9 protein-coding genes are annotated in these 14,717 nt (G+C 72.5%); 8 read left to right on the forward strand and 1 reads right to left on the reverse strand.

Features of this window, described 5'->3' with window-relative positions; genetic code table 11:
* Nucleotides 1-10 precede the first annotated feature (10 nt).
* From lgt to AB0I67_RS18335, 4 genes are read left to right on the forward strand one after another with little or no spacing between them, the layout of a single operon-like run.
* On the forward strand, nucleotides 11-1,072 hold the full coding sequence (lgt, locus tag AB0I67_RS18320; RefSeq protein ID WP_357924544.1) for a prolipoprotein diacylglyceryl transferase: 1,062 nt from the start codon (nucleotides 11-13) through the stop codon (nucleotides 1,070-1,072).
* Nucleotides 1,069-1,773 (forward strand): VIT1/CCC1 transporter family protein, encoded by a 705-nt coding sequence (locus AB0I67_RS18325; protein WP_357924546.1) that lies wholly within the window; start codon nucleotides 1,069-1,071, stop codon nucleotides 1,771-1,773. The genes lgt and AB0I67_RS18325 overlap by 4 nt, the downstream gene beginning before the upstream one ends.
* Nucleotides 1,770-2,915: a hypothetical protein gene (locus AB0I67_RS18330; RefSeq protein WP_357924549.1), complete on the forward strand. Its 1,146-nt coding sequence runs from the start codon at nucleotides 1,770-1,772 to the stop codon at nucleotides 2,913-2,915. Before AB0I67_RS18325 ends, AB0I67_RS18330 begins: the two co-directional genes overlap by 4 nt.
* Entirely contained in the window at nucleotides 2,915-3,505 is a 591-nt protein-coding gene (locus AB0I67_RS18335; protein WP_357924552.1) for a hypothetical protein, read from the forward strand. Before AB0I67_RS18330 ends, AB0I67_RS18335 begins: the two co-directional genes overlap by 1 nt.
* A gap of 13 nt (nucleotides 3,506-3,518) precedes the next feature.
* Here the strand turns inward: AB0I67_RS18335 and AB0I67_RS18340 are convergent, their stop codons facing one another.
* Nucleotides 3,519-5,066, reverse strand: a complete 1,548-nt coding sequence (locus tag AB0I67_RS18340) for a bis-aminopropyl spermidine synthase family protein (protein ID WP_357924555.1) — start codon at nucleotides 5,064-5,066, stop codon at nucleotides 3,519-3,521.
* Between the two features lie 123 nt (nucleotides 5,067-5,189).
* Between AB0I67_RS18340 and AB0I67_RS18345 the strand changes: the two genes are divergently transcribed.
* The 4 genes from AB0I67_RS18345 (at nucleotide 5,190) to AB0I67_RS18360 (ending at nucleotide 14,714) form a co-directional block, all read left to right on the forward strand.
* A complete protein-coding gene (locus AB0I67_RS18345; RefSeq protein WP_357924558.1) occupies nucleotides 5,190-6,668 on the forward strand; it encodes a carboxylesterase family protein in 1,479 nt (492 codons plus the stop codon).
* 209 nt (nucleotides 6,669-6,877) lie between these two features.
* Entirely contained in the window at nucleotides 6,878-11,392 is a 4,515-nt protein-coding gene (gene gltB, locus AB0I67_RS18350) for a glutamate synthase large subunit (protein WP_357924561.1), read from the forward strand.
* Nucleotides 11,393-11,472: 80 nt separating this feature from the next.
* Nucleotides 11,473-12,924 (forward strand): glutamate synthase subunit beta, encoded by a 1,452-nt coding sequence (locus AB0I67_RS18355; protein WP_357924564.1) that lies wholly within the window; start codon nucleotides 11,473-11,475, stop codon nucleotides 12,922-12,924.
* Between the two features lie 164 nt (nucleotides 12,925-13,088).
* The gene (locus AB0I67_RS18360; RefSeq protein WP_357924566.1) at nucleotides 13,089-14,714 is read left to right on the forward strand and encodes a S8 family serine peptidase; all 1,626 of its coding nucleotides are present in this window, start codon (nucleotides 13,089-13,091) and stop codon (nucleotides 14,712-14,714) included.
* Nucleotides 14,715-14,717: the final 3 nt, after the last annotated feature.

The following is a 14,717-nucleotide window of genomic DNA, read 5'->3' on the forward strand; positions in this document are numbered from 1 at the left end:
CTCACGTGACATGCCCCTCCTTTCGATTCCCAGCCCGGACCAAGGGGTCTGGTGGCTCGGCCCGATTCCCATCAGGGCCTATGCGCTGTGCATCGTGCTCGGCGTCATCCTCGCGGTCTGGCTCGGCGAGCGCCGCTGGCGCAAGCGCGGCGGCACGCCGGGCGTGATCGTCGACATCGCCGTCCCCGCCGTGGTGTGGGGACTGATCGGCGGCCGGCTCTACCACGTCATCACCGACTGGCAGATCTACTTCGGCCCCAAGGCGCAGAAGGAGCCCTACCAGGCGCTGTTCATCTGGGAAGGCGGGCTGGGCATCTGGGGCGCCATCGCGCTCGGCGGCTTCGGCGTGTGGCTGTCGTGCCGCCGGCGAGGCCTGTCGCTCAGCGCGGTGGCCGACGCCGTCGCGCCCGGCATCGCCTTCGCGCAGGCCATCGGACGCTGGGGCAACTGGTTCAACCAGGAGCTGTTCGGCGGGCCCACCGATCTCCCCTGGGGGCTGGAGATCACGCCGGGCCAGGCGGGCACCGTCCCGGGCTACACCGGGCTGTACCACCCGACCTTCCTGTACGAGTCGCTGTGGAACGTCGCGCTCGGCTTCCTGCTGCTGTGGGCGGGCAAGCGCTTCGACCTGCGGCACGCGCGGCTCTTCGCGCTCTACGTGGCCGGGTACACGCTCGGCCGGTTCTGGATCGAGGGCCTGCGCACCGACCCCGTCGGCGGGGTCGACCACGCGGTGGAGTTCCTCGGGCTGCGCATCAACCAGTACACCGCGATCGTGCTCTTCGTCGGGGCGCTGATCTACTTCTGGGTGCAGCGCGGCAACACCAAGCCGGAGATCATCATCGACCGGTCCGCCGAGGACAAGGCCCTCGTCCCCGCCACGGTGGGCGCGACCACGGCCGACGCTGACGCCGACTCCGGTGCCACGGTGGTGGACGACGAGCCGACTGAGAAGCCCGTCGGAGAGGCGGAGCAGGACACGACCGAGCCCGACACGACCGAGCCCGACACCGCGGATGACCGGGCAGACGGGCATGACGAGCGGAAACCGGGGGAGAACCCGGCTTCATGAGCGAACGCGCGGAGATCCACCACCAGCATCGCGACGTCAACGGGGGCTGGCTCCGGCCCTCGGTGTTCGGCGCGATGGACGGACTGGTGTCGAACTTCGCGCTCATCGCCGGTGTCGCCGGCGGAACCGGCGACACCGAGGTCATCGCCCTGGCCGGGATCGCCGGCCTCGCCGCGGGCGCCTTCTCGATGGCCGGCGGCGAGTACGTCTCGGTCGCCAGCCAGCGCGAGCTCGCCCTGGCCGAGATCGCCGTGGAGCGGCGCGAGCTCGAACGCCACCCCAAGGCGGAGGAGGCCGAGCTCGCCGAGGTCTTCATCGCCAAGGGCGTCGAGCCCGCGCTCGCCCGCCAGGTGGCCGAGCAGATCTCCCGCGACCCGGAGCAGGCGCTGGAGGTGCACGCCCAGGAGGAGCTGGGCGTCGCCCCCGACGACCTGCCCTCGCCCAAGGTGGCGGCCGTCTCGTCGTTCCTGGCCTTCGGCGTGGGAGCGCTCCTGCCGCTGCTGCCGTACCTCTTCGGGGTCACCAGCCTGTGGTTGTCCGCGGTGCTGTCGGGCCTGGCGCTGTTCGGCGCCGGGGCGCTCGTCTCGACGGTCACCGCCCGGAGCTGGTGGTACTCCGGCCTGCGCCAGCTCGTCGTCGGAATGCTGGCCGCCGCCCTCACCTTCGGCCTGGGCAGCCTGATCGGAACCAGTGGTCTGTGAGAAGCCGTCCCCCCAGGAGAGACCAGCGTACGGCGCGGCAGCAACGCCCGGCCCGGGGCGAGCGCGCCGCCCAGCCGCCCGCGGAGGAGCCCCGCTTCCCCGAGGGCTCGCCGTTCCAGAACCCGGCCCGCCAGGACCCGTGGCACCAGGGCGGCCCGCCCTTCCAGCAGGAGCCGCAACCGCCCCACGCCGGCTTCCCGGACCCCCGTTTCCCGGAGCAGGGCCGGCCGCGTGACGCCCATCAGGAGCCGTCGCCGTTCGGTGAGGAGCCCGAGCCCGAGGGGGGCCGCCGCGCCGAGCGGGGCCGCAAGTCCGGCAAGGACGTCCGCCCCGACCTGCGCAAGCGCCGCCGCACCCCGAAGTCGGACTGGCAGTTCCCGCTGCTCACCGACTGGGGCCTGCGGCCGGAGCAGCAGCGCCTGCTGGTGATCGTCGCCTCGGTGGCCGCCGGTCTGCTGGCCACGGTGGGCCTGGTCGTGCTGATCGGCTCGTTCGGCAACGCCACCGGCGACCCCGCCCGGGTCCCCGCCGCGGCGCAGGCCGGGCCGGGACAGGACCGGCCGGCCCGGTTCGAGGGCTGGGCCTCGCCCAAGCTGTTCGCCCCGATCGCCGATCGGGCCAAGGACGCCAAGCCGCTCAGCCAGAAGGAGCTGTTCGCGGCCAAGTCGCTGACCCGTGACAAGAAGTTGTCGCTCAAGCTGGTGGCCAGCGAGGTCGCCGCCGAGTGCGCGCCGGTGCTGTGGGGCCGCCAGCTCATCGAGCAGGTGACCGCCGCGGGCTGCTCGCAGGCGGCGCGCGGCCTGTACGCCAGCGCCGACCGGCGCTACGTGGCGCAGTACACGCTGCTCAACCTCCGGGACGCGGCCGCGGCCGACGCGCTGGTCTCCTCGCTGAAGGCGCTGTACCTGGCCGGCTGGGTCCAGCCGCTGCCCAGCGAGAAGGCGGCCTTCCCGCACCGCGCGCACACCGAGGGCGGCGCCTACGCGCTCGGGCACTACGTCGGGATCGTCTGGGTGGCTCGCGCCGACGGCGCCGAGCCGGGCCCCAAGGACGATTTCGTGTCGCTCGCGCTGACCCTGCGCGATGCGGAGAAGGCCCTTTACCGCCGCGTTGTGGCGATCACCGGACCGGGGAGCGGTTGATGCGCAAGTTGCCGAAGGTCGTTCTCGTCCCGCTGGTCGCGGTCGTCCTGGTGGTGGCCGGGCTCACCGTCTGGTGGCTGAACCAGGCGGTCAGCCCGCGGCCGGGGGTGTTCAAGGGCGAGCCGTCCTCGGCCCTGTACGCGCCGATCGCCACCCGGGCCGCCGATCCGGCCCCGCTGAAGCTGGACGAACTGTTCGCGCAGCCCACGGTGGACGGGCTGACCCGCCAGGCGACCGCGGAGTTCGCCGACTGCGGCGAGGTGCTGGACGGGGTCGAGGCGCCCGGCTGCACCCAGGCCCTGCGCGCGGTCTACGGCAACGGCTCCGTGGCCGGGCAGTTCGTGGTGTTCAACCTGGCCGACTCGGCGGCGGCCGACGCGTTCGTGACCGCGCTGGGGCAGGGCGGTTTCGTCCGGCAGGCGGCCACCTTCGACGCCGGGCGCAGCCGGGCCCAGGCTCGGGCGCTGGGCCACTTCGTGACGGTGAGCTGGGTCGGCCCGGCCGCCGGAGACCCCGACCTCGGGCCCGCGCACGTCGCGCTCGACGGCCTGGGCAAGGGTCTGCAGGCCCGCGTCCTCGCCGCCTCCTGACCCGGCTCCGCTCCTAGCTGGGCGGCAGGTCGAGGCTGGCCCGGACGGCCTGGGGGAGTGCGGCCAGCCGGTCGAGCGGGGCTTCCAGGGCGGTGAGCCCGTCGGCCCAGGGTGCGGCGGCGGTGATGAGCGCCCGCGCCTGGTTCTTGGTCAGCTCGGCCCCGCGCTGCCGGTGGGCGGTGATGAGCGCTTCCCGCCAGGTGTTGACCAGCTTGGCGTGCGCCTTGTCCAGCAGCCGCCAGACGATCGCCGCCGTCTCCTCGGCGGGGCGGGCCAGCCGTACCGCCTCGACGGCCGGACCGTCGGCCCGCAGCGAGAAAAGCGGGCCCAGCACCGGACTCAGCACCGCGGGCAGCTCGGCGGGCGGCGCGGCGAGCCAGGCCCGCACCTTGCTGCCGTGCGAGGCCAGGATGAGCCGGGGGAGGGCCGCCTCCAGCCCGGCCGGTACGGCGATCGCCACCCGGTCCTGGTTGCCCAGGTACGGCTTGGCCAGCCAGGTGGCGAGCTGCACCCGGGGCAGCCCGATCTCCTTCGGCCAGTCGCCGACCAGCAGGTCCCAGTCGGCCGGGTCGAACCCGGCGGGCAGCGGCGCGGCCGAGGCGGACTCGATCGACTGCGGCCCGTGGGTGTAGATCGCGGTGGCGTAGCGCTCGGCGCGGGCGGCCACGGCGGGCCGGGTCTTGGTGGTCGGGCGCAGGATGTACAGGTCGGCCGCCGACCCGATGGCCTCCGCGCCGAAATAGCGGTTGAAGTCGGGATACATCGCCTCGTAGGCGAGGTTGAGGTCCGACAGGCTGTTCTGGACCTTGAGCGCCAGCATCGGCGTCCGCTCGCTCGCGCCGTAGGCCAGCAGGACCCGCCCGTCGTCGCGCAGCCCCTCCACCGCCCGGGCCACGAACAGCCCGACGCCCTCCGGCGTGTACGGCGGGTCGGTCAGGGCCAGGTCGTGCTCACGCACCGAGGCGGGCAGGCCGAGCCGCAGGTCGGCCCAGTGGGTGCGCACGCCGAGCCCCTGGTCGTCGAGGTAGCCGAGGACGCGGTCGTCGATGTCCACCACGCTCACCTCGACCTCCGGGTGCACCAGCTTGACCGCCAGCGAGGTGAGGTCGTGGTCGCCCACGCACAGCAGCCGCGCGCCGGGCAGCCAGAACCGGGCCCCGAGCAGGAGCGCGCGGCGCAGCACGGTCTCCGGGGTGGCCGAGACGTGGTCGAGCTCGGCCCGCGCGCGCGGCGCCCCGGCGACCAGTTCCTCCAGCCGGGCCAGCACGCCGGCGTAGTGCGGCACGAGGTGCTCGACCGGGTCGGCGGGCGGCGGGGCGACGGCGAAGAACTCCTGGTAGTCGGGCGTGTGCGCCATCGGCACCCGCATCGTCTCGCCCCGGCGCTCCAGCTCGACCACCCGCAGCAGCGCCTCGACGCCGCGCCGCGAGGTGGCGCTCCGCCGTACCAGCTCGGCGAGGGTCCACCACTGGCCGTCGCACAGCAGCATGAGCGCGTGCCGCAGCCGCCTGCTGTCCGCGCCGGCCTCGGTGAGCAGCGCGTTCACCCCGTCACGATCCATACCGATCACCCTAGAGGACCGCGCCGGGCGCGGAGATCACCCCGCGCATGGTGACATTTGTCCTGCTCGATGCGGGATCGACGCATCTGCCGGGCTGGGGGCCCGGTTCGCGACCGTGGAGGCATGAGAACTCTGCTCCTGGCCGCGCTGCTGTTCAGCGGCTGCGCCACCGATCCGGCCGTCGTGGAGACGCCCGCGGGAGCTGTACGCGGCTCCCTCGACGGGCAGACCAGGACGTTCCAGGGAATCCGCTACGCCACCGCCGCCCGCTGGACGGCGCCGAAGCCCGCCCCGGCCTGGAAGGGCGTCCGCGACGCCCGCAAGCCCGGCCCCATGTGCCCGCAGGTCGGCTCGCAGTACGCCCAGACGGCGAGCACGAACGAGGACTGCCTGATGCTCAACGTCACCGCCCCGCGCACCGCCGGGTCCAACCGTCCGGTCATGGTGTGGGTGCACGGCGACGGGGCCCTGGGCGCCGGGCACTTCTCCGACGCCCGGCTCCTGGCGGCCAAGGGCGTGGTCGTCGTGACGATCAACTACCGCCTCGGCGTCTTCAGCGGTTTCGGCCACCCCGGCCTGTCCGACGGCGGCACGTACGGCCTGCAGGACCAGCAGGAGGCGCTGCGCTGGGTGCGGCGCTCCATCGCCGCCTTCGGGGGCGACCCGGGCAACGTGACGCTCTTCGGCGTCTCCTACGGCGCCCTGGCCATCAGCGGCCACCTCACCGCCCCGGCCTCGGCCGGGCTGTTCCACCGCGCGGTGATGATGAGCGGCGAGTCGATGATGGACATGCCCGCGGGCGCCCTGGCCGCCGGGATGCCCGCCGCGCCGTCCTTCTGGCGCACGGCCGCCGAGGCCGAGGGCCTGGGACAGGTCTACGCCAAGCAACTCGGCTGCGCCGATCTGGCGTGCCTGCGGGCGCTTCCGGTCGAGCGCATCCTCAAGGTCCCGCAGATCATGAACGTCTTCCAGACCTACGCCCACGGCAACGCCGTCCTGCCCGAGTCGCCCGCCGCCGCGCTGGCCGCCGGGCGCTTCCACCGGATGCCCGTGCTGGCCGGGGCCACCAAGGACGAGCACCGGCTGTTCACTGCCCTGGAGCCGCCCCTCACCGCGGCCTCCTACGCCGAGCGGCTGAAGGCCGCCTTCGGCGAGGACGCCGCGCGCGTCGCCCGGCGCTACCCGGCCCACCCCTCGCCCGACCTGGCCTGGTCCCGCGTCATGACCGACCGCATGTGGGCACGTGGCACCGACGCCCAGAACCGTGCCCTGGCCGAGCACGTGCCGGTCTACGGCTACGAGTTCGCCGACCGGGACGCGCCGATGTTCCTGCCGATCGAGCCGCGCTTCGACTGGGGCGCCTACCACGCGGGCGACCTGCCGTATCTGTTCCCCGAACCGGGCGTGCGATTCACGCCGGAGCAGAAGCGGCTGTCGGAGCGGATGGTGGGCTACTGGACCACCTTCGCCAGGACCGGCACCCCCAACGGCCCCGGCCTGCCCGCCTGGCCGCGCCTGGAGCGGGGCACCCAGTCGCTCGCACCGGACGCGATCAAGCGGATCGACTACGCGGCCGAGCACAACCTGGCCTTCTGGCGCTGAGAGGCGCTGAGAGGCGCTGAGGCCGGCGACCATTTCCGGCAGGTCCGCCCGGGGAAACCTGGAGCGACCTGCCGGGAAATGTTCGCAATGTGGACGTGCTGGGCACCATTCCGGCAACGTGTTGTAACCTCGTACGCACAACGCAGCAGGGCCAACGTCGTCCCCGCCTGTAGGCAAGAAATGCAGACGAAGACGACGGGAGGGTTTCCATGCCTGCTGCCCGCAATGGCTTCCACGGGGGTTTCCCCGAGCCTCAGGGCCTCTACCACCCCGCCAACGAGCACGACGCCTGCGGCGTCGCCATGGTCGCCGATGTGGCCGGGCGCCGGGGGCATCAGATCGTGGTGAAGGCGCTGACCGCTCTGGTGAATCTCGATCACCGCGGGGCCAAGGGAAGCGAGCCGGACACCGGGGACGGTGCCGGCATCCTCACGCAGGTGCCCGACGAGTTCCTCCGCGCCACCGTGGACTTCGCCCTGCCGGAGGCGGGGGCGTACGCGGTCGGCCTGGTCTTCCTCCCCAGTGACGAGGAAGCACGGGCGATCGGCACCGGCATGATCGAGGAGATCGCCGCCGAGGAGGGCCTGACCGTGCTGGGCTGGCGCGACGTGCCGGTCGACACGGCCCTGCCGGGCCCGAGCGCCCGCGCGGTGATGCCCTTCTTCAAGCAGCTCTTCGTGAGCAGCCCGGGCGGCGAGACCGGCCTGGAGCTCGACCGGCTGGCCTTCTGCCTGCGCAAGCGGGCCGAGCACGAGGTCGACTGCTACTTCGCCTCGCTGTCGTCGCGCACGCTGGTCTACAAGGGCATGCTCACCCCGGACCAGGTCGAGCCGTTCTTCCCCGACCTGTCCGACGAGCGTTTCGCCAGCGCGATCGCCCTGGTGCACTCGCGCTTCTCCACCAACACCTTCCCGAGCTGGCCGCTGGCGCACCCCTACCGGTACGTCGCGCACAACGGTGAGATCAACACCGTCAAGGGCAACCGCAACTGGATGCGCGCCCGCGAGGCCATGCTCGCCTCCGAGCTGATCCCGGGCGACCTGGAGCGGCTCTTCCCGATCTGCGACCCGGACGCCAGCGACACCGCCTCCTTCGACGAGGTGCTGGAGCTGCTGCACCTCGGCGGGCGCTCGCTGCCGCACGCGGTGCTGATGATGATCCCGGAGGCGTGGGAGAACCACACCGAGATGGACCCGGCCCGCCGGGCCTTCTACGAGTTCCACGCCTCGATGATGGAGGCCTGGGACGGCCCGGCCTCGATCACCTTCACCGACGGCACCGTCGCCGGCGCGGTCCTCGACCGCAACGGCCTGCGCCCGGGGCGCTTCTGGGTGACCGTGGACGGCCTGGTCGTGCTGGCCTCCGAGGCCGGCGTGCTGGACATCCCGGCCGAGCAGGTCGTGCGCAAGGGCCGGCTGCAGCCGGGGCGCATGTTCCTGATCGACACCGCGCGCGGCAAGATCATCGAGGATGACGAGATCAAGGCCGAGCTCGCCGCGGCCCTGCCGTACGAGGACTGGCTGCACGCGGGCCTGGTCCGCTTCGAGGAACTGCCCGCGCGGGCGCACGAGGTGCCGACGCACGAGGCGCTGGTCAAGCGGCAGCAGACCTTCGGCTACACCGAGGAAGAGCTGCGGATCATCCTGTCGCCGATGGCCAGGAGCGGCCAGGAGCCGATCGGCTCGATGGGCACCGACACCCCGGTGGCGGTGCTGAGCGAGAAGCCGCGGCTGCTGTTCGACTACTTCAGCCAGCTCTTCGCGCAGGTCACCAACCCGCCGCTAGACGCCATCCGGGAGGAGCTGGTCACCAGCCTGGCCAGCACCCTGGGCCCGGAGGGCAACCTGCTGGAGCCGGGCCCGGCCTCCTGCCGCCAGCTCGTGCTGCCCTACCCGGTGATCGACAACGACGAGCTCGCCAAGATCATCCACATCAACGACGAGCACGACCTGCCCGGCTTCCACCCGATCGTGATCTCCGGCCTCTACCCGGTGGCCGGCGGCGGCGCGGCGCTCAAGCAGCGCCTGGCCGAGATCCGCGAGGAGGCCTCCCAGGCCATCGAGTCCGGCGCCCGCATCCTGGTGCTGTCGGACCGCGGCGCCAGCGAGGAGCTCGCGCCGATCCCGTCGCTGCTGCTCACCGGCGCGGTGCACCACCACCTGATCCGCGAGAAGACCCGCACCCGGGTCGGCCTGGTGATCGAGACCGGCGAGGCCCGCGAGTGCCACCACATGGCGCTGCTCATCGGCTACGGCGCCGGCGCGGTCAACCCCTACCTGGCCATCGAGACGGTCGAGGACCTGGTCGACACCGGCGTGCTCGACCTGGACAAGCACAAGGCCGTGCGCAACCTGATCAAGGCGTACGGCAAGGGCGTCATCAAGGTGATGTCGAAGATGGGCGTCTCCACCGTCGCCTCCTACACCGGCGCGCAGATCTTCGAGGCGCTCGGCCTGGGCGAGGACGTGGTCGCCGAGTGCTTCACCGGCACCACCTCGCGCCTGGGCGGCGTCGGCTTCGACGTCCTGGCCGAGGAGGCCGCGCAGCGCCACCGCCGCGCCTACCCGCGGGTCGCCAACGCCCACCGCAAGCTGGAGGTCGGCGGCGAGTACCAGTGGCGGCGCGAGGGCGAGCCGCACCTGTTCAACCCCGAGACCGTCTTCAAGCTCCAGCACGCCACCCGCACCCGGCGCTACGAGATCTTCAAGGAGTACACGAACCTCGTGGACTCCCAGGCCGAGAAGCTGATGACGCTGCGCGGGCTGTTCAAGTTCAGGAGCGACCGGAGCCCGGTGCCGATCGAGGAGGTCGAGCCGGTCGCCGAGATCGTCAAGCGCTTCTCCACCGGCGCGATGTCCTACGGCTCCATCTCGATGGAGGCGCACGAGACGCTCGCCATCGCCATGAACCGGCTGGGCGCCAAGTCCAACACCGGCGAGGGCGGCGAGGACCCCGAGCGCCTGCACGACCCGGCCCGGCGCAGCGCCATCAAGCAGGTGGCCTCCGGCCGCTTCGGCGTCACCTCCGAGTACCTGGTCAACGCCGACGACCTGCAGATCAAGATGGCGCAGGGCGCCAAGCCCGGCGAGGGCGGCCAGCTGCCCGGCCACAAGGTCTACCCGTGGATCGCCAAGACCCGGCACTCCACGCCCGGCGTCGGCCTCATCTCGCCGCCGCCGCACCACGACATCTACTCCATCGAGGACCTCGCCCAGCTCATCCACGACCTGAAGAACGCCAACCCGGTCAGCCGGGTGCACGTGAAGCTGGTCGCGGAGGTCGGCGTCGGCACCGTCGCCGCGGGCGTCTCCAAGGCGCACGCCGACGTGGTGCTCATCTCCGGCCACGACGGCGGCACCGGCGCCTCCCCGCTGACCTCGCTCAAGCACGCCGGCGCCCCGTGGGAGCTCGGCCTGGCCGAGACCCAGCAGACGCTGCTGCTCAACAACCTGCGCGACCGCATCGTCGTCCAGGTCGACGGCCAGCTCAAGACCGGCCGTGACGTGGTCATCGCCGCCCTGCTGGGCGCCGAGGAGTACGGCTTCGCCACCGCCCCGCTGGTGGTCAGCGGCTGCGTCATGATGCGCGTGTGCCACCTGGACACCTGCCCGGTCGGCGTCGCCACCCAGAACCCCGAGCTGCGCAAGCGCTTCACCGGCAAGCCGGAGTTCGTGGTCAACTTCTTCGAGTTCATCGCCGAGGAGATCCGCGAGTACCTCGCCGAGCTGGGCTTCCGCTCCCTCGACGAGGCGATCGGCCACGTCGAGCTGCTCGACACCACCGCGGCGGAGAACCACTGGAAGGCCGCCGGGCTCGACCTGTCGCCGATCCTGCACCAGCCGGCGCTGCCCGCGGGCACCCCGCTGCGCAAGACCGTCGAGCAGGAGCACGGCCTGGAGCACGCGCTGGACAACACACTGATCCAGCTCGCCGAGGGCGCGCTGGCCAGCCGCCGGCCGGTCAAGCTCGACCTGCCGATCCGCAACGTCAACCGCACCGTCGGCACCATGCTCGGCTACGAGGTCACCAAGCGGTACGGCGGAGCCGGCCTGCCCGACGACACCATCGACGTCAGCTTCACCGGCGCGGCCGGCAACTCCTTCGGCGCCTTCGTGCCCAAGGGCGTCACGCTGCGGCTGACCGGCGAGGCCAACGACTACCTGGGCAAGGGCCTGTCCGGCGGGCGCCTCACCCTCCGCCCGGCCGCCGACCTGGACGGGCACATCATCGCCGGCAACGTCGCCCTCTACGGCGCGACCTCCGGCGAGGCCTTCATCCGCGGCGTCACCGGCGAGCGCTTCTGCGTCCGCAACTCCGGCGCCACCGCGGTGGTCGAGGGCGTGGGCGACCACGGCTGCGAGTACATGACCGGCGGGCGCGTGGTTGTCCTCGGGCAGACCGGGCGCAACTTCGCCGCGGGCATGTCCGGCGGCATCGCCTACCTGCTGGACGCCCGACCCGAGCGGGTCAACCGGGAGATGGTCGCCATCGAGCCGCTGGCCGAGCAGGACGCCGAGTTCCTGCGCGGCGCGGTCGAGAAGCACTACGCCGAGACCGGCTCGCCGGTGGCCAGGGACCTGCTGGCCACCTGGGAGACGGCGCTCACCCGGTTCAGCAAGATCATGCCGACCGACTACAAGCGGGTCCTGCGCGCGGCCGAGGCCGCCCGCATCGAGGGCCGCGACGTGGACGAGGCCGTCATGGCCGCGGCGGTGCAGTCATGAGCCGCCGCCCGCTGACCCCGCGCCTGCTGGTCCCGCGCAGGCTGACCCCGCGATCCCTCGCCAAGAAGGAGGCGTAACCGATGGCCGACCCGAAGGGTTTCCTCACGCACGACCGGGAGCTGCCGGCACGCCGCCCGGTGGACGTCCGCATCCAGGACTGGCGGGAGGTCTACGAGGCCTTCCCGGCGCAGAAGCTGAACAAGCAGGCCGCACGCTGCATGGACTGCGGCATCCCGTTCTGCCACAACGGCTGCCCGCTGGGCAACCTCATCCCCGAGTGGAACGACCTGGTCTACCGGCACGACTGGCGCGAGGCGATCGAGCGCCTGCACGCCACCAACAACTTCCCGGAGTTCACCGGCCGCCTGTGCCCGGCTCCTTGCGAGGCGGCGTGCGTGCTGGGCATCAACGCCGACCCGGTGGCGATCAAGCGGGTCGAGGTCGAGATCGTCGACCGCGCCTTCGCCGAGGGCTGGGTCCGGCCGCAGCCGGCGGCGGTGAAGACCGGCAAGCGGGTGGCCGTCGTCGGCTCCGGCCCCGCCGGTCTGGCCGCGGCGCAGCAGCTCACCCGCGCCGGGCACGACGTGGTCGTGTTCGAGCGGGCCGACGCCCCGGGCGGCCTGCTGCGGTACGGCATCCCCGAGTTCAAAATGGAGAAGCGGCACATCGACCGCCGCCTGGAGCAGATGCGGGCCGAGGGCACCGAGTTCCGGGTCAACGTGAACGTCGGCGTCGACATCACCGCCGCCGAGCTGCGCGCGCAGTTCGACGCGGTGGTCCTGGCCGGCGGCGCCACCCAGTGGCGCGACCTGCCCGTCGCCGGGCGCTCGCTCAAGGGCGTCCACCAGGCGATGGAGTACCTGCCCCCGGCCAACAAGGCGCTGGCCGACTCCCCGATCAACGCCCGCGGCAAGCACGTGGTGGTGATCGGCGGCGGCGACACCGGCGCCGACTGCATCGGCACCGCGATCCGGCAGGGGGCCGCCTCGGTCACCCAGCTCGAGATCATGCCCAAGCCGCCCGCCTCGCGGGCCGGTTCGCAGCCGTGGCCGACCTTCCCGACGCTGTTCAAGATGGAGAGCGCGCACGAGGAGTTGGAGGAGGGCGGCGGCGCCCGCGTCTACGCCGTCTCCACCACCGAGTTCGTCGGCGACGAGGCCGGCAACGTGGTCGCCATCCGCCTGGTGGACGTCGAAGGCCCCGAGACGGGCTTCCGGCCCATCCCCGGCAGCGAGCGCGAGCTGCCCGCCGACCTGGTGACCCTGTCGATGGGCTTCGTCGGGCCGGAGAAGGGGCTGCTGCTGGAGGAGCTCGGCGTGTCCTTCGACGCGCGCGGCAACGTCGCCCGCGACAAGACGTACATGACCGACGTCGAGGGCGTCTTCTCCGCCGGGGACATGGGGCGGGGGCAGTCGCTCATCGTCTGGGCCATCGCCGAGGGGCGCGCCGCCGCCTCCGGGGTGGACCGCTTCCTGACGGGGGAGACGGCTCTGCCGTACCCGATCCTGCCGACGGCCCGCCCGCTGGTCTGAGGTCCGCGTCACCGGCCGGGGTCCCCTCGCGGGGCCCCGGCTTTCGCGTGTCTCGGGGTACGGCGGGGCCTCGGGAAAGACCGAAATATCACGAGAAAATGGCATTCGGCCAACGAGTGCGGGAGGATGAGCGTCTTCTGGGTAAATGCGGTAGAGGGGGATACATGCGGCGGTTTGTCGGATTGGTGGCGGCGCTGGCCGTCGCCGGGGGGCTCACCGCCTGCGCGCCTGCGGTCCCGCGGACCGGCACGGCCTCCGCGCCGGCCGCTACCGGTGTGGCGGACTTCCTGGTCTTCTACGCCGACGGCGCCCAGGACGCGGCCCGTGCGGCGATCCAGCGGGCCGGTGGCACCGCGCTCGGCGCCGAGCCCAAGCTGGGCTACCTCCTGGCCAGCGGCCCCGGCGACGCCTTCGTGGACGCGCTGGACGGCGACCCCGCGGTCGCGGGCGTGACCGGCGACCGCCTGATCGGCGCCGTCACCGCCGCCCGCTGGACCGGCACCGAGGCCGCCCGCCCCGCCACCGCGGGCCGGACGGTGATGCCCGACGTCTCCGGCATGGCGGGCGCCGCGGCCGAGCCGCTGGCCAAGCGCCAGTGGGACATGCGCATGATCGGCGCCGACCGCGCCAACACCCGCGCCCCCGGCACCAAGAAGGTCCTGGTCGGCGTGATCGACACCGGCGTGGACGGCAAGCACCCCGACCTCGCCCCCAACTTCAACCGCGCCCTGTCCCGCAACTTCGTCACCGACATCCCCAAGGACAGAGAGGGCCAGGAGGTCGACGGCGCCTGCGAGGTCAAGTCCTGCAAGGACCCGGCCGACGTGGACGACGACGGCCACGGCACCCACGTGGCCAGCACCATCGCCTCCCCGATCAACGGCGTGGGCATCGCGGGCGTCGCCCCCGGCGTGCAGATCGTCAACATCCGCGCCGGCCAGGACTCCGGCTTCTTCTTCCTCAAGCCGAGCCTCGACGCGCTCACCTACGCCGCCGACATCGGCGTCGACGTGGTGAACATGAGCTTCTACATCGACCCGTGGCTGTTCAACTGCACCGCCAACAAGTCCGACAGCAAGAAGCAGCGCCAGCAGCAGCGCGCCGTCCGCACCGGCATGCAGCGCGCGCTCGACTACGCCCACGCCAAGGGCGTCACGCTGATCAGCGCGCTCGGCAACGAGTCGATGGACCTCGGCCGGCCCACCGTCGACACGGCCAGCCCCAACTACCCGCGCGGCAGCGAGCGCACCCGGGGCATCGACAACTCCTGCCTGAACCTGCCCGCCGAGGGCAAGCACGTCATCTCGGTCTCCGCGCTCGACCCGGCCGGCCGCAAGGCGAGCTACTCCAACTACGGCCTGGAGCAGGCCGACCTGTCGGCCCCCGGCGGCGACGGCGGCGGCCTGTCGACGACCCGCTCGATCCTGGCCGCCGCCCCCGAGAACGCGCTGCGCGCCGACCGCAAGCTCGACTCCTCCGGCGAGCCGACCACCAGCGAGGTCATCCGCGACTGCACGCCCGGCGACTGCTCCTACTACCAGTACCTCGACGGCACCTCCATGGCCGCCCCGCACGCCACCGGCGTCGCCGCGATCCTGATCAGCCGTTTCGGCAAGCCCGGCAAGGGCGGCGTGCGGATGGACCCCGGCAAGGTCGCCAAGCTGCTGTACGCCACCGCCACCCCCAAGGCGTGCCCGGCCGTGCGGGCCTGCGAGGGTGGTAAGTCCCGCAACGGGTTCTACGGCCGCGGCGTCGTCGACGCGCTGAAGGCGGCCACCGTCAAGCCGTAGGCT

The sequence above is a fragment of the Nonomuraea sp. NPDC050310 genome, assembly GCF_040655795.1.
Lineage (GTDB): Bacteria > Actinomycetota > Actinomycetes > Streptosporangiales > Streptosporangiaceae > Nonomuraea.

Coding starts and splice junctions, on each gene's coding strand:
- lgt (WP_357924544.1), top strand. CDS start 11: ATGCCCCTCCTTTCGATTCCCAGCCCGGACCAAGGGGTCTGGTGGCTC.
- AB0I67_RS18325 (WP_357924546.1), top strand. CDS start 1,069: ATGAGCGAACGCGCGGAGATCCACCACCAGCATCGCGACGTCAACGGG.
- AB0I67_RS18335 (WP_357924552.1), top strand. CDS start 2,915: ATGCGCAAGTTGCCGAAGGTCGTTCTCGTCCCGCTGGTCGCGGTCGTC.
- AB0I67_RS18340 (WP_357924555.1), bottom strand. CDS start 5,066: ATGGATCGTGACGGGGTGAACGCGCTGCTCACCGAGGCCGGCGCGGAC.
- AB0I67_RS18345 (WP_357924558.1), top strand. CDS start 5,190: ATGAGAACTCTGCTCCTGGCCGCGCTGCTGTTCAGCGGCTGCGCCACC.
- gltB (WP_357924561.1), top strand. CDS start 6,878: ATGCCTGCTGCCCGCAATGGCTTCCACGGGGGTTTCCCCGAGCCTCAG.
- AB0I67_RS18355 (WP_357924564.1), top strand. CDS start 11,473: ATGGCCGACCCGAAGGGTTTCCTCACGCACGACCGGGAGCTGCCGGCA.
- AB0I67_RS18360 (WP_357924566.1), top strand. CDS start 13,089: ATGCGGCGGTTTGTCGGATTGGTGGCGGCGCTGGCCGTCGCCGGGGGG.